At 68.4% G+C, this 21,775-nt stretch carries 16 protein-coding genes; 5 read left to right on the top strand and 11 right to left on the bottom strand.

Translation table 11 applies throughout. The annotated features are described in order from the left end of the window. Window position 1: 1 nt before the first annotated feature. Together LOZ83_RS31870 and LOZ83_RS31865 are read right to left on the bottom strand one after the other, a co-directional pair. Window positions 2-949, bottom strand: a complete 948-nt coding sequence (locus LOZ83_RS31870; RefSeq protein ID WP_236795462.1) for an LLM class F420-dependent oxidoreductase — start codon at window positions 947-949, stop codon at window positions 2-4. 96 nt (window positions 950-1,045) lie between these two features. Then, a complete protein-coding gene (locus LOZ83_RS31865; protein ID WP_236795461.1) occupies window positions 1,046-1,918 on the bottom strand; it encodes an IclR family transcriptional regulator in 873 nt (290 codons plus the stop codon). A gap of 460 nt (window positions 1,919-2,378) precedes the next feature. On the opposite strand from LOZ83_RS31865, the gene LOZ83_RS31860 reads away from it, so the two are divergent. Genes LOZ83_RS31860 through LOZ83_RS31845 form a run of 4 tightly spaced genes read left to right on the top strand, consistent with a single transcriptional unit; the run spans window position 2,379 to window position 7,485 of the window. Next, entirely contained in the window at window positions 2,379-3,566 is a 1,188-nt protein-coding gene (locus tag LOZ83_RS31860) for an ABC transporter substrate-binding protein (protein ID WP_255826073.1), read from the top strand. 45 nt (window positions 3,567-3,611) lie between these two features. Further along, window positions 3,612-6,323, top strand: a complete 2,712-nt coding sequence (locus LOZ83_RS31855) for a branched-chain amino acid ABC transporter permease/ATP-binding protein (RefSeq protein WP_236795459.1) — start codon at window positions 3,612-3,614, stop codon at window positions 6,321-6,323. Further along, window positions 6,320-7,063 carry an ABC transporter ATP-binding protein gene (locus tag LOZ83_RS31850; RefSeq protein ID WP_236795458.1) on the top strand — a complete coding sequence of 248 codons (744 nt, stop codon included), beginning with the start codon at window positions 6,320-6,322 and terminating at the stop codon, window positions 7,061-7,063. The genes LOZ83_RS31855 and LOZ83_RS31850 overlap by 4 nt, the downstream gene beginning before the upstream one ends. Beyond that, window positions 7,060-7,485, top strand: a complete 426-nt coding sequence (locus tag LOZ83_RS31845; RefSeq protein WP_236795457.1) for a nuclear transport factor 2 family protein — start codon at window positions 7,060-7,062, stop codon at window positions 7,483-7,485. The genes LOZ83_RS31850 and LOZ83_RS31845 overlap by 4 nt, the downstream gene beginning before the upstream one ends. A 40-nt stretch (window positions 7,486-7,525) precedes the next feature. On the opposite strand, the gene LOZ83_RS31840 is transcribed toward LOZ83_RS31845, so the two are convergent. The 9 genes from LOZ83_RS31840 to LOZ83_RS31800 form a co-directional block, all read right to left on the bottom strand. Next, a complete protein-coding gene (locus LOZ83_RS31840; RefSeq protein ID WP_236795456.1) occupies window positions 7,526-9,877 on the bottom strand; it encodes a fibrinogen-like YCDxxxxGGGW domain-containing protein in 2,352 nt (783 codons plus the stop codon). A gap of 41 nt (window positions 9,878-9,918) precedes the next feature. After that, complete coding sequence (locus LOZ83_RS31835; protein ID WP_236795455.1) at window positions 9,919-10,524, bottom strand: LuxR C-terminal-related transcriptional regulator; 606 nt, start codon at window positions 10,522-10,524, stop codon at window positions 9,919-9,921. Window positions 10,525-10,704: 180 nt separating this feature from the next. Beyond that, window positions 10,705-12,285 (bottom strand): LuxR C-terminal-related transcriptional regulator, encoded by a 1,581-nt coding sequence (locus LOZ83_RS31830; RefSeq protein ID WP_236795454.1) that lies wholly within the window; start codon window positions 12,283-12,285, stop codon window positions 10,705-10,707. A gap of 106 nt (window positions 12,286-12,391) precedes the next feature. After that, on the bottom strand, window positions 12,392-13,843 hold the full coding sequence (locus tag LOZ83_RS31825; RefSeq protein ID WP_236795453.1) for a lipopolysaccharide biosynthesis protein: 1,452 nt from the start codon (window positions 13,841-13,843) through the stop codon (window positions 12,392-12,394). Continuing rightward, a complete protein-coding gene (locus LOZ83_RS31820; RefSeq protein WP_236795452.1) occupies window positions 13,840-15,066 on the bottom strand; it encodes a hypothetical protein in 1,227 nt (408 codons plus the stop codon). The genes LOZ83_RS31825 and LOZ83_RS31820 overlap by 4 nt, the downstream gene beginning before the upstream one ends. 18 nt (window positions 15,067-15,084) lie before the next feature. After that, entirely contained in the window at window positions 15,085-16,017 is a 933-nt protein-coding gene (locus tag LOZ83_RS31815; protein ID WP_236795451.1) for a glycosyltransferase family 2 protein, read from the bottom strand. Between the two features lie 44 nt (window positions 16,018-16,061). After that, on the bottom strand, window positions 16,062-16,658 hold the full coding sequence (locus tag LOZ83_RS31810; RefSeq protein ID WP_236795450.1) for a hypothetical protein: 597 nt from the start codon (window positions 16,656-16,658) through the stop codon (window positions 16,062-16,064). Window positions 16,659-16,691: 33 nt separating this feature from the next. Then, complete coding sequence (locus LOZ83_RS31805) at window positions 16,692-17,552, bottom strand: family 16 glycosylhydrolase (RefSeq protein ID WP_236795449.1); 861 nt, start codon at window positions 17,550-17,552, stop codon at window positions 16,692-16,694. 265 nt (window positions 17,553-17,817) lie between these two features. Further along, window positions 17,818-18,348 (bottom strand): RNA polymerase sigma factor, encoded by a 531-nt coding sequence (locus LOZ83_RS31800; RefSeq protein ID WP_236795448.1) that lies wholly within the window; start codon window positions 18,346-18,348, stop codon window positions 17,818-17,820. An 807-nt stretch (window positions 18,349-19,155) separates the two neighbouring features. Here LOZ83_RS31800 and LOZ83_RS31795 point away from each other — a divergent pair. Then, entirely contained in the window at window positions 19,156-21,768 is a 2,613-nt protein-coding gene (locus tag LOZ83_RS31795) for a LuxR C-terminal-related transcriptional regulator (RefSeq protein WP_236795447.1), read from the top strand. Window positions 21,769-21,775: the final 7 nt, after the last annotated feature.

Below are 21,775 nucleotides of genomic sequence, written 5' to 3'. Positions count from 1 at the left end.
GTCAGCCTCCTACGAGCTGGGTGGCAGGGATCGTGCCGGTCACCGGCGCCACCTCGTCGAGCAGTGGGAGCAGGATGTCGGCGCCGGCGGTGGGCAGGTCGATGAGCACCCGGGTGACGCCCAGCCGCCAGTAGTCGCTGACGATCTCGCGCAACCGGTCGATCGGCTCGGGACGCTGCATCACCATGATGTGCAGCGTGGACGGGTCACGGCCGGCCTCGCTCACGACCTCGCGCAACCGCTTCAGGTCCATTTCCAGGGTCTCGTGCGGCGTCGGCGACATGGGGATCCAGCCGTCGCCCCAGTCGGCCACTCGCCGGAACGTGGCCGGCGTGGCGCGGCCACCGACCAGGACGGGCGGATGCGGGTGCTGGAGCGGCTTCGGCCAGGACCAGCTGGGCGACAACGACACGTGCTCGCCGCTGAAGCTGGCGACCTCGTCGACCCACAGCCGTTTCATGACCTGGATCTTTTCGGTCACCACAGCGTATTTGTCCGCGACCGGGTACCCGTGGTCCTCGAACTCCTCGGCGTTCCAGCCGAACCCGACGCCCATCACGAACCGCCCGCCGGACTGCACGTCCAGGGTCGCGATCGCCTTCGCCAGTGCGATCGGGTCGTGCTCGCCGGGCAGGCCGATGCAGTTGCCGACGACCAGGTTCGTGCGCGCGGCCACCCAGGTGAGCGCCACCAGTGGATCCCACAAGCGCAGATAGCGCCCAGGGATGTCGCCACCACCGGGATACGGCGTGGCCCGCGACACCGGGATGTGCGTGTGCTCCGGCAGAAAGAGCGAATCCAGGCCACGGGCCTCGATCGCCACCGCGAGTTCGCACAGGTCCATGGACTGGTCGGTCGCGCCGATGTGGATCCCCACGCCCGGGGTTCGCACCGCGGGACGCGCGGGTGTGCTGGAACGCTCCGACATCGACACCGGTTCGGTCGCCATATCGCGCCCATCAGCTTAATGTATTGATCTTTCTAACCATATGATCGTGACGCAGGACGCACGGACCGTCAAGAATTGGCACTATGCGAAGGAAGGTCAGCGCCAGTCGATCGAGGACGCCGCGTTCTTGACGCACCGCGCGAGTTCGGTGATCCGCGTCCCCGACAGCCGCGGCAGATTGACGAGGCCGAGCACGAACATCGGCGCACCGGAGCCGTCGAAGATCGGCGCGTCGATGGACTGCACCGAATAGTGCTCGTCCGGCTCGGGTTCCGTGAGGATCGAGTCGCTGCCCCGCAGCCGGCCGGCCGCGAGCTGCTCCACGATCCGTGAGCGCTCGGCGGGTACCGCGGCATTGGTCAACTGGAAGACCAGCGTCCGCAACAGATCAACGGGGAAGTGGTCCAGGGCCACGGCGTAGCCCGCTTCTCGCACGGCGGTGAGCCGCTCGTAATAGGCGGCGCGTTCCGCGGCGTCGAGAGACGCTTGGTCCAGCCATCGTTCGACGTGCCGCTCACGCATCCACGCGAGCATCGCCGCGCCCCCTGGGGGCCGGCAGGCGAAGCGTTCGCCGACGCGCATGATGGGACTGATCGCCCGGGAGTGCCAGGCCTGGTCGATGATGCGGAAGTGGCCGTCTTCCTTGCTGTAGAGCCAGACGCTGAGATCGAGTTCCTCGCCGAGACGGATCATCGCCTCGCGGGCGAGCGCACGCTGGGGATCCTGTTTCGCCGCGGCGGCACCGGCCGAGATGAGCGCGGGTCCCAGATGGAACGTCTTGCGGGTGGGGTGCCGGACGAGGAAACCCGCGTCGATGAGCGCTTCGAGCATCGGATAGCAGGTGGCCATGCTGACACCGAGCCGCCGGGCCAGCTCCGAGAGCAGGACCCCGTGACCCGAATCGTCGACCGACAGGAAATTGATCAGACCGACGATCCGCTCGGTCTGCGGTGACCTGCGCGCAACCACACCTGCCCCATCCTTCGCATAAAGCAAGCTTTTCCGACGATACTCCACAACATCGCGGCGGCAAAGGAACCGTTGCGTTGATCTTGGACGAGGTGTCCCGGGCACCCGGCCGGCGACGGCGGGCGCGCCCGCTCATCGAAGACACGGGGCACCCTTTTCCCCGACGGCACCGACCTGGTCGTCGGCGGATCGTTATTTCGCGGGCGACCTGAGCGAGTTACAGTATCCCCGATGGGACGTCGCACAGCGGCCCTTACTTGATCATGACAGGACACGCCTGCCCACGGGAATTCGGCGGCCATTTCGATCTTTGAGCTTCGCGCATCGCAAAGATTGACATACAAGTGGCGAAGTACCTACCGTTTGGGCACGCTAAAGCGCACACCGTGCCGGTGTCTTGCGTTTCACTTTGCGGCGACAGTGTGGTCGCATGCGATCGGAGTGAAGAGTGCGAATTCGGATGGCGTCGACGGCGGCGGTTCTCGCCGCCACACTTACCTTGGCCGCATGCGGTAGCAGCGGCAACAGCGATAGCAACAGCGCGGCACAAGCCAACTCCGCGAACGGTTCGGCAATCACCATCGGGATCATCGCCCGGTTGACCGGTGTCGGCTCCGACTCCTACGCGGGCACCAAGCCCGCGGCGACCGCGTGGGAGAAGTGGGTCAATGCCAACGGTGGCCTCAACGGGCACCAGGTCAAGGTCGTGATCGAAGACTCCGGTGGAGATGCCGGAAAGGGTCTCTCCCAGACCCGGGACCTCGTCGAGAACCAGGGCGCCGTCGCGATCATGCCGGTCGACTCCAGCACGGACACCGCGCTCGGCTCCTACACCACGGGCAAGGGTGTGCCGGTCATCTCGCCGTTCAACAGCTACCCCTTGTGGTACAAGACGATCGGCTGGTTCCCGCTGGGTATCCAGTCGGTTCCGGACGGGAACAACGCCGCGCTGCACGTCATCAAGGACTCCGGCGCCACCTCGGTGGCGGCCGCGGTCTGCGCGGAGTCCGCGGCGTGTGGCTCGGTCGACGGAACCATGCGCGACAACGCACCGTCGATCGGCCTGCGCTACGACGGAGCGGTGAAACTGGACGCGGCGGCGCCGAACTACACCGCACAATGCCTGTCGTTGAAGAGCAAGGGCACCGACGTCGTTTTCTACGGCGCTTCCGGTCAGGTCAGCGTGAAATTCGCGAGCAACTGCGCACAACAGGGCTTCACGCCGAAAGCGTTCTTCCCTTACCACGCTTTCAACCCGGCGGCCACCAAGATCCCGAATCTCGACGCGCTCGCGACCGAGCCCACCGTGCCCTGGTATGCCGATGTGCCGGCCACCAAGACGTTCCGCGACGCGATGTCCAAGTACGGTGACATGTCGAAGAACGACGAGACGTCGATGTTCGTGTGGTCGACGCTGGAGGCGATCCGGGTCGCCGCCGGCAAGGCCGGCGGTGACGGACTGACCCGCGACAGCCTCAAGGCCGGGCTCTACCAGTTCAAGAACGAGAATCTGGGCGGCCTGATCGCACCGGTCACCTTCGTCAAGGATCAACTGCCCGCACCGGTGAAATGCTACTTCGCCGCGGGGTACAAGGACGGGAAATACTTCCTTCCCGAGGGAGCCGACCCCAAGTGCCTCCCCAGTTGATTTCCCTCTGATCGTGCCCTTACCGGACTATTTAGGGACGAACTCATGAACGCCTTGTTGCCGTTCATCGTCAGCGGTATCGCCGCGGGGTCGATCTACGGTCTCGCGGGAAGTGGCCTGGTCCTGTCCTATCGCACGTCGGGCATCTTCAATTTCGGGTACGGCGCGCTCGCGACGACAGCCGTGTACCTGTTCTATTGGATGCACGTCGACATGGGGTGGGACTGGAAGCTGGCGTTCGCGCTCAGCGTGTTCGTGGCCGGGCCGATAATGGGTCTGCTCATGGAGTTGCTGGCGCGCCGCCTCGCCCCGCAGCGAACCGCGATGAAGGTCGTCGGCACGATCGGGATGATCCTGATCGTGCAGGGGCTCGGAACGGTCAAGTACGGCCCGGACGCGAAACCGATCCCGCAGTACCTGCCCAAGGGCGAGGAGACCTTCCAGCTCTTCGGGGTCAATGTCACGTACGGGAACCTGATCGTCGTCATCATCGCCTGCGTCTGCGTCCTCGCGTTGTACCTGCTGTTGCGGTTCACGCGGTCCGGACTGCGGATGCGCGCGGTGGTCGACGACGCGGACCTGCTCGCCTCGAAGGGCGCCGATCCGGCCGGGGTGCGCCGGCTCGCGTGGATCATCAGTTCGACGTTCGCCGCGCTGTCCGGCGTCCTCGTCGCACCCATGATCGGGCTGGATCCCATCGCCCTGACGTTCCTGGTGGTGCAGGCGTTCGGGGCGGCCGCGATCGGCGCGTTCCGGTCGATGCCACTGACGTTCGCCGGCGGCATCGTCATCGGGATCGTCGCGGACATCTCCACGAAGTACGTGCTCGACGTCAGCTGGTTGTGGGGACTGCCGGCAAGCCTGCCGTTCATCGTGTTGTTCATCGTGCTGCTGGTGCTACCCCGCCGGAAACTGGTCCGAGCGTCGCTGATCGAGGCCCGCCGGGCACTGGAATGGCGAGCACCGGTCCCCATCCGCATCGTGACCGGCGTTATCGTGCTGGCCCTGCTCCTGATCGTGCCGTTCGTCGTCGGCTCGAAACTGCCCTTCTTCGCGCAGGGTCTGACCCAGGCCATCCTGCTGCTGTCCCTCGGTCTGCTGGTGCGCGTCTCGGGCCAGGTGTCGTTGTGCCACACCGTGTTCGCCGCGGTGGGCGCCGTCGCGTTCGCCCAGCTGGCCGGGCAGTACAACATGAACTGGTTCCTGGCGCTGATCCTCTCGGCGCTGATAGCCGTGCCGGTCGGCGCCATCGTCGCGATACCCGCGATCCGGCTGTCCGGGCTGTTCCTCGCATTGGCGACGTTCGGCTTCGCCATCATGGTCGAGCGGTTGTTGTATCCGCTGGACTTCATGTTCACCACCTACGGCACGGGCCGGGTCGTGCCGAGACCGTCGTTCGCCCAGGACGACAAGACGTTCTACTACGTCGTCCTCGCCGGTGTGATCGTCACGGCCGCGATCATGATCCTGCTGTACCGCGGCCGGCTGGGGCGCATGCTGCGCGGAATGGGCGACTCACCGGTCGCCGTCGCTTCCACGGGCTTGAGCACCAACGTCACGCGGGTGCTGGTGTTCTGCATCTCGGCGTTCTTCGCGGGGATCGCGGGCATCCTCTACGGGGGCTCGATCAACATCATCACCGGTAACGAGGCCTATTACTCGTCGTTCAACTCCCTGGTGCTGATCGCGGTGCTGACCATCGCGCCGTTCTCCGCGATCCCCTGGTACGCGTTGTTCGCGGGTGTCACGATCGTGATTCCCGGCTATATCACCGCGGAAGAGACGCCGTACTGGTTGAACGTCGTCTTCGGCTTCTTCGCCGTGCTGGTCGCCTCCCACGGCGGACCCCGCAGCATGCCGCTCGGGATCCAGCGGCGGTTCGATCGGCTCGGGGAGGCTTGGCGGCGGCGGAAACCGGTCAAGGCCCCGCAACCGGCTCCACAGAGCTGGTCGGTCGCCACGACCGGCAACGGCAAGCGTGGCCTGGAGGTGCGCGATCTGACCGTACGTTTCGGCGGCCTGGTCGCCGTGCGCGAGCTGACGCTGAAGGCGCCTACCGGGGCGATCACCGGGCTGATCGGGCCGAACGGGGCGGGTAAGACCACCACGTTCAACGCGGTGTCCGGCATGGTCCGGCCGGCGTCCGGCGTCGTGGCATTGGACACGGCGGACGTGTCCCGGCTCCGCGTGGCCGCGCGGGCCCGGCGAGGTCTGGGCCGCACATTCCAGGTACCGCAACTGTGCGAGTCGCTCACCGTGGCCGAAAACGTCGCACTGGGACGGGAAACGGGACTGGCCGGCCGGCGGGTGCACACCCAGCTGTGGACCCCCCGGACCGACCGGAGGATCACGACGGCGGCGACGATGTCGGCCCTGGAACTGTGCGGTGTGGCGGACCTGGCCCGCCGCCAGGCCGGCGGCCTGTCGACCGGGCAACGCCGGCTGGTGGAATTGGCGCGGTGCCTGGCCGGCCCGTTCCGGCTGCTGTTGCTCGACGAGCCGTCCGCGGGACTGGATCGTGCGGAGACCGAGGAGTTCGGTGCGGTGCTGCGCGATGTGGTGCGCGAGCGCGGGGTCGGGATCCTGCTCGTCGAGCACGACATGTCACTGGTCATGTCGGTCTGCTCCTACCTCTATGTCCTCGATTTCGGCGCGCTGATCTACCAGGGCACGCCGGCGGAGGTCGCGACCAGCGACGAAGTACGCAACGCCTATCTGGGTTCGGAGGCACTGGTGGCCGGGGAGCAGGCGAGATGAGCGTGCAGACGAAACCGCAGACCGAACCACCCGCACTGGCGTTGACCGACGTGCGTTCGGGCTACGAACAGGCGACCGTGCTGCGTGGCGTGTCGCTGCGGGTGCCACCGTCCTCAGTGGTCGCGCTACTCGGGGCGAACGGCGCCGGCAAGACCACCCTGCTGAAGACGATCGCCGGGTTCATCGAGGCGAGCGACGGCAAGATCGCGATGGAGGGTGTACCGCTCACCGGGCTCAAGCCGCATGTCCGGCGACGCCGTGGACTGTGCTACATCCCGGAGGGTCGCGGCATCTTCCGGTCGCTGTCGGTCCGCGAGAACCTCGCACTGCAAGCGCCGAGCGGCAACGAACGCCGGGCGGTCGAACTGGCCGTCGAGGCGTTCCCGGCGCTCGCGTCCCGGATGTCCCAACTGGCCGGGACGCTCAGCGGCGGCGAACAGCAGATGCTCGCGATGGCGCAAGCCTATGTCGTGCAGCCGCGGGTGCTGCTGGTCGACGAAGCCTCCCTGGGGCTGGCACCCAAGATCGTGGATGCCATCTTCGAGTTCCTCGTGTCGGTCAACCAGCGGGGAACGGCGGTCCTGCTCGTCGACCAGTTCGTCAGCCGTGCGCTGCAGCTGGCTTCCTACGCGTACGTGCTGCGCCAGGGCGAGATCGTGCACGCCGGCCCAGCCGCCGAGATCGACGAAAGCGACATCGTCGAGCAATACCTGGGCGATGGCACGGGGCAACAGGGATGACCGAGCTCGACAGGCAGCAGATCCGTGACGCGTGCATGGCCTACTGGGCAGGTTTCGACCGCGGCGACCCGGAGGTGTACCTGCGGGCGTTCACCCCGGACGCGACCATGTCGCTCTTCGACGGGAAGACGATCCTCGACGTGGCGAAGTTCGTGGCCGAGGGCGGGCTCGGCAAGACCGGTTTCGAACACAAATCGCACACGCCGGGGAGCCAGGTGATCACCGTGGACGGCGACACGGCGTGCGCCGACACGCTCGTGACGGCGGTGCTGGTCACGGCCGACGGCCCCGTCATGGTCCGTGGGCTCCGCTACCTCGACGATCTCGTGCGCGTCGAGGACGGCTGGCGCATCAGCCACCGTCGCCATTCGGTGCTGTGGCAGTACAACGCCGAGCGCGTCGCCACCCGGACGACGTACTGACAGCGGGGGCGGCGCATCGGCACGCGCCGCCCCCGGCCGGTCAATGCGCCGTGGCCACCGAGGTGGACGCGGAGCGGTTGCCGGTCATGTCGATCGCACGCACCCAATACCGGCCGGAGCCCTCGGGCTGGTGGTCGGTCCAGGTTTTGCCGTCGATGGTCGCGATCACCCGGTCGTCGCGCAGGACTTCGTAGTAGATGTGGCCCGTGCTGTCGGTGGCACCGCCCCAGTTCAGGACGACACCATCATCGGCGCGCTTCGCCGTGAGCCAGCCCGGCTTGGTCGGCGGTGTGGTGTCCCGGCCGCAGGTCTTGCCGAAGCCACCGAGCCACTGGTAACCACTCCCCTGCCACGAACCCCGGTTGAAGTCCCCGCCGAACCACAGGCACCCGTTGGGGTCACCGCGCAACGCCCAGGCACCCATGTGGTTCCGGCCGCTCAGCCCGGCGATGTAGAACTGCGGCAGGTACTCCCCGGTCTGTGCGTCCCAGGCGCCGACGAAGTTGATCTTGTTGACGTTCGCCGCGTCCGGCGCCGGGGCAGGCGCCCCGAACGCGTCGCCCGGGCCTTCGGGACTGAACCGGGTCGTGCCGTTGTACACGTACTTGAGGCAGTGACAGCCGGCGTAAACGACCCCGTTGATCTCGGTGATCGCCTGGAAATCGCCGCCGTGCTTGGCGATGTTGCTGTTCAGCAACGTCAGGTCGGTCCGGTCGTACTGGGCGAGGATGTGCTGTGAACCGCCGACCCACAGCTTGTCGCCGGTCTCCAGGACCGCCTGCTGGTACGGGTAGGTCGGGTCGTTCGACACGAAGGGCTTGAGCCCGGTGACCAATGGCGCGTTCTTCGCGGTGGACACGGCCGCCTGGTCGGTCACCGCGGTGCCGTTGACGGCCGTGAACCGGCCGGCGTAGTAGACCCGGTCGCCGTGGTCACTGGCGTCCATGTCGTAGACGGGTCCGTTGAAGTGCGGTTTCCACGCCGGATCCGGGGCGCCGGTCTTCAGGTTGACCCGGCCGGCGCCGCTGAGCACGAGCGGCGTGGTGACCGAACCACCGGAGAGCCGGTTGAACTGTCCCGCGATGTAGAGCCAGTCACCCTGCCGGTCCATGGCCCGCACATTGGAGACACCCGTGCCGTAGCTGACATGTGCGGTCCAGCCCGGATCGACCGCGCCGGTGCCGGGGTCGAGTTCGGCCAGTGACTGGGTGTTCGGCTGCCCGTTGACGCTGGTGAACTGGCCGCCGACGAGCAGCTTCCCGTCCGGGCTCTTCGACAGTGAGTACACCATCCCGTTGAGCTTCGGCCGGAAGTCCGGGCGCCATTCCCCGCTGTTGAGATCGAACGCGGCCAGATAGGACTGTTCGACCTTCTCCCCCGGAGCCGGATTCTGTCCTTTTTGGACGTACTGGAACTTGCCGCCGACATAGGCGGTGTTCCCGATGAAGGCGAAGTCCTCCACCTCCATGTTGCGTTCGTCATTGGGGTTGTTCGCCGCGATGGGCCCCGCCAGCCCGGTGACACCCCACGGCAGCGGCGTGGACTTGGCCTGCATCAACGGCCGGACGCTGGACGCCGCTGCGCCGGAGTCGGCGATTGGCGGGAACGCCGCGCTCGTGAGCTTGGGCCGGATGAACACCTGACTGAACGGGATCGCGTGCTGCTCGGTGCTGTACTGCCACCAGTAGTTCGCCGGGGCCTGCGAGCCGCCGGTCACGGCCTGGCCGTAGGAGAAGCCCATCTGGCGGTTGTGGCTGGGCCAGGGCCAGGTGAAGATCCGGTAGCCGCCGTTGTCGCCGTTGGCGGTCCAGTCATGGCTGTACCCGCCCGGATACGTCTTCCCGTCGGTATGGGTGACGCTGGCCAGGCGGAGCCCACCGTCGAACGCCCAGCTCCATTCCGGACCACTCGCCACGTGCAGCCGGATCTCCTGCCAGCCGGTGCCGGCGGGGTTCGCGGCGCGGCGCAGGCGGATCCCGTCCGGCAGCGCGTCCGTGCGCCCGCCGTCGAGCAGCCCGTCGATCGTCTCACCGGGCAGTGTGGCGGGCTTGAACGCGGCCGGACCGGTGGGATTCTCGCGCACCTGCTTGGCCGTGCCCTGGCCGTTGTGATACCAGTTCCAGCCTTCCCGGCCACGCCCGACGAGCACCCAGCCGCCGCCGTCCGTGGTCTGGTCGCAGTAGAACTGTTGCGGTGCCACGAGTTTCGGTGTCTGCAGCCAGTAGACACCGTCCTTACCGGACGGATTGTTCTGCTTGACCTCCCAGCAGGACGCCGCCGCCCTGCCCGACGTCGAACCGTCCCGGACCGGGGTGGCCGCCTGCGCCGGTGGTGCCAGGACAAGTCCCAGGCTCGTCAGGGCAACCGCCAGGAGTGCCGCTGTGCGTCTCATCGGAACACATCTCCTCATTGCTCGTCGTCTCGGATGTCGTTTCACCGGCCGGGCCCGTGCGGGAGGAGCCCGTACTCGTAGGCCTTCGCGACTGCGTGTGCCCGGTCGCGGACCCGCAGTTTCATGAACAACCGCTGGGCGCGTTTCTTGACGGTGTTGGGCGAGATGCGCAGGAGTTCCGCGATCGCCTCGGTCCGGAATCCTTCGGACACCAGCGAAAGCACCTCCAGCTCCGCGGCCGTGACCAGCGTCCGCGCGGTGCGGCCCGGCGCTTCCACACCGGCGGGGACCGCCTGCCCGCGGGACAGGTGAATCGCCCTCCGCAGGTTCTCCGGGGAAATCGCGTCCCGTTCGCCGAGGACGACGGTCGAGAAGGGGGAAACGAAATCACGCAGGGAGGCGAGCACGCGCCCGTCCGGATCCATGCCGTGCCGCACGATCAGGACATCCACCGCCGTGCGTGAGACCAGGAGGTGACACGACTTCGGGTCCTGCTCCTGCCCCAGCCAGTGCAGCCAGCGGTCCCCCCGCACCACGGCCTCCGCGCCGCGGGCGAGCAGATCGGGCGGACCGAAATGGGCGACCCGCAGGATCGTCGGCGCGTCAACCGCCGGCTCCTCACATGCCGGCACGGCGATCGTACTCATGAATACCGGAACTCCTCAGCTGCGAACGGCATCGTGCATTTCAGCCACAGCCGGATTTCCCCGGCTGGAAAGGGAAAGGCCGCCGGGCCTGAAGGATGCTCGCGGCGCCTATCGAGGTCAGGCTATCCCGGGCCCGTCCGGAAATGGCTTCGCAGCAATGATTTACAGCCTGTTCGAGTGTCAGAGCAGACCGAGTTCGTAGGCGCGCAGCACCGCTTCCTGCCGGGTCGACACGCCGAGTTTCCGGTACAGGCTCTGCACTTGGGTCCGCACGGTGCTGGCGGACACGACGAGTTCACGCGCGATGTCCGCGACGGTTCCGTCGCCGTCGAGCTTGCCGAGCACGGCCTGCTCGCGATTGGTCAGCTCGACGAGTTCGACGCGTTCGGGGAACACCGGGCGCACGCCGGCCAGCCTTTCCGCCGCCATGTCGGTCAGCGGGACGTCGGTCAGGCGGAAGATCTCGTCGCGATGTTCCTCGCTCAGCAGGGCGAGCGACAGCACCTCGTCCGAAGAACGCTCGCGCATCGCTTCCCGTGCGCGCGCAACGGCTTCCACCCGCAGACCGAGGCGCGCGGCGGCGACTGCCCCGATGAGCAGCAACTGCAGCCGGTCGCGCGGCGCGGCCGAGTCGCCGTCGGCGGCCAGCGTCCGTGCGGCCGCGTATTTTCCGCTCAACAGCCGCAACCGGGCCGCCGGCACCGCGAGCCAGCGCACCCGCTGTCCCGTTTCGCCGAGATACCGGAGCGCACGGTTCGCCCGGCCGGTCGCGATTAGCAGGTCCAGCCGGGCCCGTCGCAGCACCCAGCGCGCGGTTCCCTGCGCGGTGAGCAGGCGCGCGTGGTCGAACCGGACCGTGTCCAGGTGCGCGAGCGACGCGGCGGGATCACCCCACAACAGCCCGTGCGCGGAGGCGAGCGGGTTGATGAACGGCCAGATCTCGACCGGCGCGGTACCGTCGCCCGTGATCTCCAGGATCTCCTCGAGCGTCATGGAGTCGTAGCGGTCGAGCGCTTCCCAGCCCTCCGCGACGGCCCCGGCCATCCCGACCAGATGGGAGATCCAGCCCGCCGGCAACGGGATCGACCGCAGTTCGCCGAGCCACTCGCGAGCGGTCGCGCCGTTTCCGGTGTGCGCGGAGATCATGGCCAGGTTGGCCGCCGCCGCGGCTCGCAGCGTCGCCGCGGCGGGCACCTGCAGCAGGCTCGCCTGCTGATGTGCCTGGCGATACTCGCCGGCGGCCCGCTCGAAATCGCCGGTCAGCGAGTGCGTGATCCCCTGCTGCAACGGCAGCCAGCCGCCGCGCGGACCCGATCGCAGCCGGGCCAGGCGTGCCTCCAGCCGCTCGCCGAACGCCACCGATTCGGCGAACTGCCCGCGGTAGCGCAGGGACACCAGGGCCGCGGAACCGCTGACGACGAGCGTGGTCGCCGAATCCTCCCGCGCCACGTCCATTGTGGACGCGACCCGGGTGGCCGAGTCCAGGTACTGCTCGACGAACGGCCGGAGCTCGACATCGTCCGAGGAGAACGCGGCGTAGTACGCCACGGCCACGAACATCATCAGCCGTGGCCGGGCGAGCAGCTCGCGCTCCGGTACCGATCGGAGCACGACCAGGACCTCCTTGACGGCGGGAGTGTCCAGTACCGGCCAGAACTGATCGCACCACGCTTCGAGCGCCGTCCAGTCGCGGTCCTCACCGATCCGCCGGACCTCCTCGCGCAGACCAGCGCCCGAGCCTGGCGTCCCGGCCTGAACCACCGCGGTCTCCCTCCGTCACGACTGCAATGCACTCTGCAATTCGAGGGTTGGACCGGCTCCCGCCCAGGGACATGACGACACTCCGCGACTTTCTCCCCCGTCCGGGTTATCTCCCCCGGCGGGAACGTTTCCAGCGGGGATACACCATCAGCAACAACAACGCGGCGTCCACCAGCACCGTTGCGCAAAAGGCGGAAATCGATACACCCGAACGGCCCAACACCACGACCGCGGTGGGCAGGACGCTCACGACCGCGATGAGCATGGCGGGCAGCACCCGGCCGAGAGGAACCGCGATCCGCAGCCCGTATCGCACCTCGGCGAGCGCGAGACCGGCGTCCAGTAAGACCGACCCGGCCCACGCCATCGCCGCGCCGGTGATGCCCAGGCCCGGGGTCAGCACCGCGTTCAGGGCGAGGTTGAGCGCGAGCGCCGCCGCCTTGTTCCCCAGCTGCCAGCCGGTCCGGCCGCTCATCAGCAGCACCGTCTGGTTGTTGCCGGCGGCCATCACGGCGAGCATCGCGACCGACAGGATGGACAGCGCGACCGCGCCCTGGGTGAACTCGCGGCCGAAGATGCCGAGCACGATCGGCGAGGACACGGCGAGACCGAGATACAGCGGCCACGACAGCAACACTGTCCACTGTGTACTGACGCCGCACAGCTCGGCCGTGCCGGCGCGGTCGCCGGTCGCGAGCAGCCGGCTGATCCTCGGGGCGATCGCGACCCGCAGCGCGCCTTCGGCCATCGTGCCGGTGGTGACGAACCGGCTCGCCGTGGCGTAGATCCCGGCCTGCGCCGGCGAGGTGAGCGCGGCGACGATCAGGACGTCGGCCCAGGTCAGCGTGACCTCGAGGGCGGCGGAGGCGCCGCGCGGCAGGCTGTAACCCCAGAACTCGCGGACCAGTTCCCGCGCGCGCGTACCGCCGGTGCGCGGCAGGCGCCGGAGTTTCCGGATCAGCAGCGGTATCGCGAGGAGCAGGCCGGCGACGATGGGCAGGTTCCACATCGTGACCGCGCCGGCGAGACCGAGCCCGGCTGCCGCCGCGAACCACACCAGCGGCACCCGCAGCCCGGGCAGCACGATGTTCTGCACCACCGTGTACGAGCCGATCCCGCGCAGGCCCCGCAGTGCCGCCGCGAGCGCGAACACCGGTCCGGCCGCCACGAGGAACACCGCACCGATCCGCAGCAGATGCGGGTTGACGGCCGGGCCGAGGTGCGGGGCGGCGACGAAGAGCACCGCGCCCAGGCTCATTCCCGCCAGCACGACGGGCCCGATCGCGATCAGGATGGTCCTGCGGATGTCGGCCTCGCGAGAGCGGGCGAGCAGCCGCGACATGGACCAGACCAATCCGGTGTCGGCACCGAGCTTGCCGATCGTGGCGGCGACGGTGAGGATCGCGACGACGACGAAGAACGAGCCGGCGGCCGCCGCGCCGAGACCACGCCCGACGATGACGTTCAGCACCAGCCCGGAAATCGCGGCGGTGCCGGCACCTGCCAGCGCGACGAGCCCGTCGCGCGCGACCGCCGTCGCCGGAGCCGTGATCGTCACCGCGGCCGCACCCGGGCCAGCACGATGGCCGCGACCGTCAGCACCACCTGCAACTGCGGGCCGTCGTAGCCGTAGTACCAGATCGAGACCGCGCCGACGACGAGACAGGTGTGCAGCCACAGGTCGCTCAGGTGCCGCCAGCGCCGGCTCACCCACGCGACCCAGACGAACCAGCTCGCGAAGAACACCAGCCCAGGAAAGCCGTAGCAGAACAACACGTTCCAGATCTGGCCTTGGGTGCCGACCGAGATGTCCAGCACGGCCGACGGACGCGGCGCACCGTGCCCGAACACCGGCGAGGTCACCGCGCCCCGGAACGCTTCCTGGTACAGGGCGGACCTGTTCTCGTTGGTCTCGCTGTAGGTCACACGTTCGGTGAGGCGAGCGGCGGTACCGGAGGCGAGCACGAACGCCACGGCGACCCCGGCGACCGCGACGAGACGGGCGAGGGTGCGCCAGCGTGCCCGCATCGCCAGGCGGAGAGCCGCGTAGCCGAGCCCCACTCCCAGGCCGATGAACATGCCGCGGTTGAGCGTCGCGACGGCGGGCGGGACCGCCGCCGCGAGCAGGACGAGCGCGATCGCGCGGGCCCGGCCCCGGTGGGTGGCGGCGTAGGCCAGCACGCACGGGACGAGCAGCGCCACCGAACAGCCCCAGCCGTTGGTGTAGGTGAAGGGAGCGCTCGGGCGCCGGAACGGGGCCGGCGCGCCCCAAGGCTGGTGCACCTCCGCGAAGGCGGGCCGGACAAGCGCGTCCACATAGGAGTTCGACGTCAGCGTCGACGGCATCAGGGCGGACAACGGGGTGTTCAGCTTGCCGTCGGGGAAAAGGAGGCCGAGCCAGCCGCCGCAGACGGCCACCGCGAAGAACGCACACAGCGCGGCGAGCACGTGGTCCATTTCGGACCTGGGCAGGTTGTAGACATAAAGGAAGATCACCGCCGCGGCGAGATAGCCGCTGAGCCGGAACACGAAGCCGACGAGCCGCAACCCACTGTCGAGTTCGATGGCCGACAACACCACCCAGGCCACGAACAGCAGCCACAGCGCGAAACCCGCCGGCATCCGGACGTCGCCCCGGACCGCCAGCAGCACGCACATCGGGACCGCGCACAGGGCGAACGCCAGGTAGCCGAATCCAGTGGCCCAGAACAGCGGATAGCCGGCGAGCGGGAGGCATACCGGCCAGAGCGGGAGCACCGGCGCCCGTAGGTCGATGTCCATTGTGGACTGCATACGCGGTCAGATTCCCCTGCCGAACCGGTGTCCGAGCGCCAGCACGCGCTCCGGCGTGGCCAGCCCGGTCAGCAGCAACAGCGACGCCCAGGCCTGACGGCCACCGGGGTTGTGCCGCAACGCCTTGGCCAGCCAGGCCAGCGCGTCCTGGCGCTTTCCCAGTGCCGCCGCGGAAAACGCTATCTGCCCTTCGATCCGCCCCTTGCCCAAGGGATCCCGGTCGAACTCCGGGACGGCGTCGAGCAGCCAGGTGAGCGCGTCGTGGATCTTCTGCCATTTGGTGCTGAAGTACGACTCCGCGTGCCAGTGCACGCGGACGAGTGGCGCCGGCACGGCATGCACCGGGCCGACCCGCGCAGCGCGCAGCAACCATTCGTAGTCCTCGGCGTAGCTCGCCGGGATCTCCTCGTCGACCAGGCCGATGCCGTCCTCGAGCACGGTGCGCCGGGTGAGGAAGGTCGACGGGTGGATCTCGGGATGGCGGTGCCGGATGAAGTCGGCGAAATCGAGCGGCGCGCCGGGGGCCGGGCGCGGGATGTCGCGATCACCGTAGCTGATCAGGACACCGGAGGACACGACACTCGCCGTGGCATTCTCGGTGAGCAGCCTGACCTGGGCCGAGATCTTGTGCGGAAACCACTCGTCGTCATCGTCGCAGTTGCCCAGGAGCTCACCGCTCGCCGCGAGATAGCCGGTGTTCCGCGCACCCGCGAGCCCCGGCGTCCGGGTGTTCCGCACGGCCCGCACCCAGCGGTTCGGCGTGCGCACCGGCCATTCGATGTGCTGGATCCGGGTCTGGTCGAACACCACGAGACACTCGACGCTGCCCTGATAGTCCTGACGCAGCACCGAATCCACGGCCCGCTGCAGTAGGTGCGGACGATCGCGGGTCGGGATGATGACGCTGACCGAGGGCCGGTCCGTGGTGACGCTCGACATTCGATTCCAATCATCGGCGGGGTGGGGTGGGAACCGGGAAGGGATCACGCCGTGCCGCGGAAGACGGCGGTGGGACCGTCCGGAATGGACTGGTCGATGACCTGCACGTCCAGGTCGCTCAGCGCATCCGCGGTGAGCAGGAAGTGCTGCGACCACTCGACACTCTGGTGCGGTGGCACCGTGATCATGCCCGAGGCCGGACCGGTGGGCGTGGTCTCGCCGAGATCACTGGTCAGGGTCAGCGCGTACGGGCCGCCCCGCAGCTCGGTGTCCCCGGTGTTGGTCAGCCGTAGGTCGACCGACACCTCGCGGGTGAAGCCGACCTGATCGTGCGGTTCGAGCGGCAGCTCGCCCCGGATCGCGGTGACGGACATCGTCAGGCCGTTCGGCCAGGCGAACTCCTCCCCCACGTTCAGCTGGGGCACGACGTCACCCGCACCGGGCCCGTCCGGATCGACCGGCGGCACGTCAGGCGCCGGCGGGGTGTCGTCCGGCGGTTGCGGCGGCAGGACCGAGATGCCGAGCACCGGCGTGGTGATCTCGACGATCGGTGCCGCGCCGGCACTGCCCGCGCCGGCCGCGATCGCCCCGGACACGAGCACCGTGCCGATCAGCAATCGGGATGTCCAGCGTTGAACCATTGATCTGTTCCTTTCTTCCCGTCGTCCGCGCCGTTACTGGTAGACGCGCACGAAGTCGATGTCGTAGCCGGCGGGAAACGCGGTGGCCGGGCCGGGATCGCCGGGCCACTTCCCGCCGACGGCCAGGTTGATCCGCAGCTGGTAGGGCTGGTTCAGGATCTTCCCGAGCCAGGGCACGGCCTTCGCGGACCTTTCGTAGGTCAGCGTTCCGTCGATGTACCACCGGATCTCGTCCGGTTCCCAGACGAACGCGTACGTGTGCATCCCGTCGGACGGGATTCCGCGTGGGGTCACGGCCGCGGTCGTCTGTTTCGGATACGTCGGCACGTAATCGAAGTGGACCGTCTGGTGCACCTTGTTCCACTCGCCCTCGTCCGGCCCGCTGCCGATCCCCTCGAACACGTCCAGTTCCCCCGGGCCGCCTCCCGCCGCGCGGAGCCAGAACGCCGGCCACAAACCCTTGGACACACCCGGCGCGGTGGGCAGCCGGGCGCGCATCACGAACGCACCGTGGGTGAAGTTCGCCAGTCCCTTCGTGGTCAGGTACGCGGAGGTGTACTCCCGGCCACCGGGAAACCTGCTGTCGTCCTGTCCACATCGGACTGGCACCGGCTCCTTCCTGGCCACGAGATGCAGCTGCCCGCCACTCACGTTCAGGTTCTGCGGGCGGTCCATCAGGCAGGCCAGTTCGTCATTCCCGTCGCCGAGCGTCGAACGATCCACGACTGTCCACTTTGCTCTGTCCAATGCGCTCTCCGAGAACTCGTCGGACCAGACCAGCCTTCGCCCGCCGAATTCCTCGTCCGAGCCGGGCAGCACCAACGCGACGACGATGCCCGCGACGCCCACCACCACGACCATGACGAGGAGCGACAACCTGAAGAGCCGGGGCATGCTTCTCCTGTCCTGTGGTGGCGGTGAGGAACGCGAGCCGGGCCCGTCGGGGCTTCGGGGCCCGGCTCGCGCTCCCCCCACCGGGAGAGTGCGCACTCGGGAAATGCGCCCTCATGAACACCGCTTCGCGCGGCGGGTTCGGAAGTGATCGCGGCCCGGGAGATACCCGCCGGTCACGGAAATCATTGGGCCGCCGGGGATCCGGAGTCAAGCCGGCCGACCATGATCAACTGATGGTGGCTGATTTCCCGTTCGCTGTAATAGCTCAGTTCCGCCCGCTAGCGACGAGATCCGGCGTGACGGCGAGCAGCCTCCGGTACTCCTGCTGGAACCGCTCACGCGCCCGGAACGCCACCACCGCCGCGGTGCCGGTGGCCACGCTCAACTGGTTCCCCACTTCCTCGTTGCTCCAGCCCGCCACGTACTTCAGCCACAGTGCCGTGCGGTACCGCTGGGAGAGCGTCAAGAACGCGCGCTCCACACAGTCCAGCCTGTCCTCGCGCTCCAGCACCGCGCCGATCCCTTCCAGCACGCTCTCGCCGTCCGGGAGGTCGGGAACCAGCTGAACCCGCCCGTCGCGCCGGTGGTTCTGGTAGTACGTGTTGTGCGTCATGCGCTGGATCTGGGTCCGCACATCCTTGCCGGCGGACCACTCCCGCGCTCGCACCTTCTCCAGGATGCGCACGAAAACCTCGGACACGAGGTCCTCGGCCGCTTCCGGATCCCGCGCCAGCCCGGCCGCCAGCCCGCGCACCTGCGGGTAGTACTGCCGGTAGAAGTCGGCAAACGCCACCATTCTCCCACTCTCAACCTCGACCCGGAGCTCGCTTCGCGCGAGCGTCGTAGTTCTTCGCTTCACCAGGGATTTCGCCTCGTCGTCTTCGGCAGCAGAGCACGCGGCGGGGGCCGATACGGCCGCACGCCATTTTCGGGGCGAGCGACACGCGCTTCCGCGAGTTCCGTTCATCGGGAATGGCGGCGACACAGACCGGCCACCCGTGCTCGGTAAGTACCGAATGACGCGCAGCATAACGACGAACGCCCATTCCGCGTGGCGTGATCGACCGGCCCTCGATCGGAGCAGGCGATGCCACTATTGAGTGAGACCAACGCGGCTCGACCCCTGAGAAAGGTCACCCATTACGTGTCACCAAACGGGCATATATCACCCAAACAGGAAGCAGCTCAAACTGTGAGTAGCATCCGGACGTGAAGATGCTTCAGGCCCACGAGGTGGGGGATCCTGGCCCGGCAGCACGAGAAAGCGCTTTCAATTAATGACGACACACGCGCCGAATCGCGCGAGATTTCACCTTCGACCAGCGGTTCGTCACGCTCCGCGTCATGCGCGAAAAATGGTGCCCGCGGCGACACACCGAATAATGGCGGACCATCGCGCGGACCAGTACCGGCCTGCGGACCATTCGGTGGGCCATTGTGCGGCGCGGACCATCCGCCGGACCAAGACGATGATGAAACCGCATGTTCCGCACGGCTCGACGGCGCGGTGGATCGATACGGTGACCCCTCGCCGAGGCGGCCGGTGCAGCCATCGGCCCGCGATCGCGGACGACCGTCGCTTTCCCCTCAGCTAAGGGCAAACATGTTCACTGGCCAGACCAAGAGCAGACCACACGCCGACGACCAAGCCTGGTTGCGGCTGTTGCGATTCGATGTCGGCCCGCGAACGAACACCGTACGGCGACTGACCCTGCTACGCAGGCTCGACTCGTCGCGCCCGCTCGTGGTGATCAACGCCCCGCCGGGGTTCGGCAAGACGACGTTGCTGCGGCAATGGGCGCACCGGCTCCGCGACGCGGGCCGGATCGTGTTGTGGGCGCGGGGATCCGCCGACGAGACCGCGGTCCGGTCGTTCCTCGAAGCGTTGCGGCGGAAGGGAGTGCCGGCGTGGTCCGCACTGGAGGCCGAGATCCCGGCCGCGCGCGAGGGGCATTCCGTGCACGCGCGGCCGGACCTGATCACCCTGGCGATCGACGACGCCGAGCAGCTCTCGTCCGAAGTGGTCGGTGAGCTCGTCGAAGCCGTGCGAACGTACCCGGAACTGCACGTCGCCCTCTCGACCTGGCGGGCGGACGCGCTGGTCGAACCGATCGCCCGGTGGCCCGCGGCCGCGCATTACATCGGCGCCACCGAGCTGCGCATCTCCCCGGCCGAGATCCCCGCCTACACAACGGCTTGGGGGCACGAGGTCAACCGGGAGACCGCGCTCGCGCTCGGCAAGACCGCCAACGGCTGGCTGGGCCTGCTGCGCAAATGCCTCGACGCGGAAGGCAGCCAGGCGGCGGTCGCCTGCTATCTGCGCACGGCCATCCTGCCGCAGGCCCGCCGGCACCTGGGCGAAACCGTGCTCACCGCGCTGGCCCTGCCGGACGTGCTGACCTGGCGGAGCTGCCGGCTGATCCTGGCTGCGCTGCGCTCACCCGGCGACCCGGGCCGGGCGTTGCGGGTGCTGGAGGACGCCGGGCTCGCGACCAAGGCGAAGCCGGGGTCGGAGTTCCACTGGACTGTGTTCGAACCGGCCCGCGCGCTGCTGTCCGACCACGGCAAGGAACGGTATCCGGAGCTGCGGCGAACCGTGTATCAGGAGCTGGCCCGCGACGCCGTCACCGGTGGAGACCCCGACGAGCTGCCGCAGGCCATGCGCTACGCGCGCCTCGGCGAGGACTGGGCCACGCTGAACCGGGTGTGGCTGCGCCGCGGCACGAGCCTCGCCGACGAGCTGCCCGCCGAGGTCGAGTACTGCTATTCCGCTGTTCCGGAGAACGTCAAGGCACGCTACCCCGCGCTGTCGCTCGCCGAAGTCGTCGCGCGCCGCTGGGACGCCGCCCCGGCCGGCCCGAAGCACGCGGGTTTCCTGCGGGCCTACGCCCAGGCCGGGCAGGCCGAGCTCGGCCGCAACCACGACCGGATGTCCCCTGCCGAGGTCATGTCGCTGCAAGCGGCCGCGGCGATCGGGCGGCGCCTCGACGGGGAGTTCACCGAAAGCCTCGACATGTTGCGAGGTCTGCTGCGCCGGATCTCGGACCAGGCCGACGCCATCGGCACGCCGCACCCGCACCACCTCGTCTCTCTCCGGCTCCAGTGCTCGCTGTCCGCGGACATGGCCGGCCGGATCGACGAGGCGCTCGCACTCGCCCGGCAGGCCTACGATCTCGTCGAGACCAACCAGGGCCACCGGCTCAAGGTCGACGCGGCCACCCGGCTCGCGCTGCTCAACGCCTATCTCGGCAACGCGCAGGACAGCGACATCTGGCTCACGGCCGTCCGGAACATCCAGGCGAGCTCGGGGCAGCCCGCCCAGCTGGCCTCCGGTGCCGCCAAGATCACGGCGGCGCTGCGCGCGACGGACCGGCTGGAGCTCGACCTGACCGCGGAGATCATGCGCGAGGCCCGCCCGCTGTGGGAGTCGACCGAACTGTGGCCGATGGTCGTGTTCACCCGCATCCGGCTGGCGATGTTGCGTAAGCGGCCGGAAACCGGTTTGGAACTGCTGAACCGGGCCGAACACGAGCATCCCGAGCTGCTCGGCCACCCGGGCCTGCCCCGGCAGCTGATGGCGCAGTGCCGGATCGATCTCCTGCTCGCGCTGGGCCAGTTGAACCGGGCGATGGCGTGTCTGGAGGACAACGACCTCGATCTCACCGACACGCGGCTGCGGATCCTGCGGGCCCGGCTCTACTACCTCGCGGACGAGCCCGAGACAGCGCACGAGGTGGCGGCGACGGCACGCTGGGATCCGGGCCTGACCGTGCGGGACCACGCGGAACTGTTGCTGGTGCAGGCGGCGAGCGCGCTGGCCACGGGTGCCGATGACAAGGCGGCGCAGGACTTCCTCACCGCCGCGCGGCTGATCAACCGGAACAGGCTGGAACGGCTGCTGGCGACGCTGCCGGGCGACGTGCTCACGCACCTGTCGGAGGAAACGGGGAATCCGGTGCGCGAGGAGACGATCCGCGCGGTCACCCGCGGCGGCGACGTCTACCGGGTCACCGGGAATCTCGTGGTGCTGAGCAACCGCGAGCGCGAGGTGCTCGCCGCGATCGCCCGCCACGCCACGCTCGCCGAAACGGCCAGGCAGCTGTCGGTGTCGGTGAACACGATCAAGAAACAGACGGTCACGATCTACGCGAAGCTGGGGGTGCACAACCGCGCGGAAGCGCTTTCCCGCGCCCGGGAAACCGGCCTGCTCACCTGACCGGGCG

This window comes from Amycolatopsis sp. GM8 (assembly GCF_021653975.1).
In the GTDB taxonomy this organism is placed as follows: Bacteria; Actinomycetota; Actinomycetes; order Mycobacteriales; family Pseudonocardiaceae; genus Amycolatopsis_E.
Note: the sequence above shows the minus strand (reverse complement) of the source record. Positions and strands in the feature narration are given on the sequence as shown.

What these genes read in the sequence shown, in the direction of transcription:
- LOZ83_RS31870 (WP_236795462.1), bottom strand. Translation starts at nt 949, where the DNA reads ATGGCGACCGAACCGGTGTCGATGTCGGAGCGTTCCAGCACACCCGCG.
- LOZ83_RS31860 (WP_255826073.1), top strand. Translation starts at nt 2,379, where the DNA reads ATGGCGTCGACGGCGGCGGTTCTCGCCGCCACACTTACCTTGGCCGCA.
- LOZ83_RS31855 (WP_236795459.1), top strand. Translation starts at nt 3,612, where the DNA reads ATGAACGCCTTGTTGCCGTTCATCGTCAGCGGTATCGCCGCGGGGTCG.
- LOZ83_RS31850 (WP_236795458.1), top strand. Translation starts at nt 6,320, where the DNA reads ATGAGCGTGCAGACGAAACCGCAGACCGAACCACCCGCACTGGCGTTG.
- LOZ83_RS31845 (WP_236795457.1), top strand. Translation starts at nt 7,060, where the DNA reads ATGACCGAGCTCGACAGGCAGCAGATCCGTGACGCGTGCATGGCCTAC.
- LOZ83_RS31840 (WP_236795456.1), bottom strand. Translation starts at nt 9,877, where the DNA reads ATGAGACGCACAGCGGCACTCCTGGCGGTTGCCCTGACGAGCCTGGGA.
- LOZ83_RS31835 (WP_236795455.1), bottom strand. Translation starts at nt 10,524, where the DNA reads ATGAGTACGATCGCCGTGCCGGCATGTGAGGAGCCGGCGGTTGACGCG.
- LOZ83_RS31820 (WP_236795452.1), bottom strand. Translation starts at nt 15,066, where the DNA reads ATGGACATCGACCTACGGGCGCCGGTGCTCCCGCTCTGGCCGGTATGC.
- LOZ83_RS31815 (WP_236795451.1), bottom strand. Translation starts at nt 16,017, where the DNA reads ATGTCGAGCGTCACCACGGACCGGCCCTCGGTCAGCGTCATCATCCCG.
- LOZ83_RS31810 (WP_236795450.1), bottom strand. Translation starts at nt 16,658, where the DNA reads ATGGTTCAACGCTGGACATCCCGATTGCTGATCGGCACGGTGCTCGTG.
- LOZ83_RS31805 (WP_236795449.1), bottom strand. Translation starts at nt 17,552, where the DNA reads ATGCCCCGGCTCTTCAGGTTGTCGCTCCTCGTCATGGTCGTGGTGGTG.
- LOZ83_RS31800 (WP_236795448.1), bottom strand. Translation starts at nt 18,348, where the DNA reads ATGGTGGCGTTTGCCGACTTCTACCGGCAGTACTACCCGCAGGTGCGC.
- LOZ83_RS31795 (WP_236795447.1), top strand. Translation starts at nt 19,156, where the DNA reads ATGTTCACTGGCCAGACCAAGAGCAGACCACACGCCGACGACCAAGCC.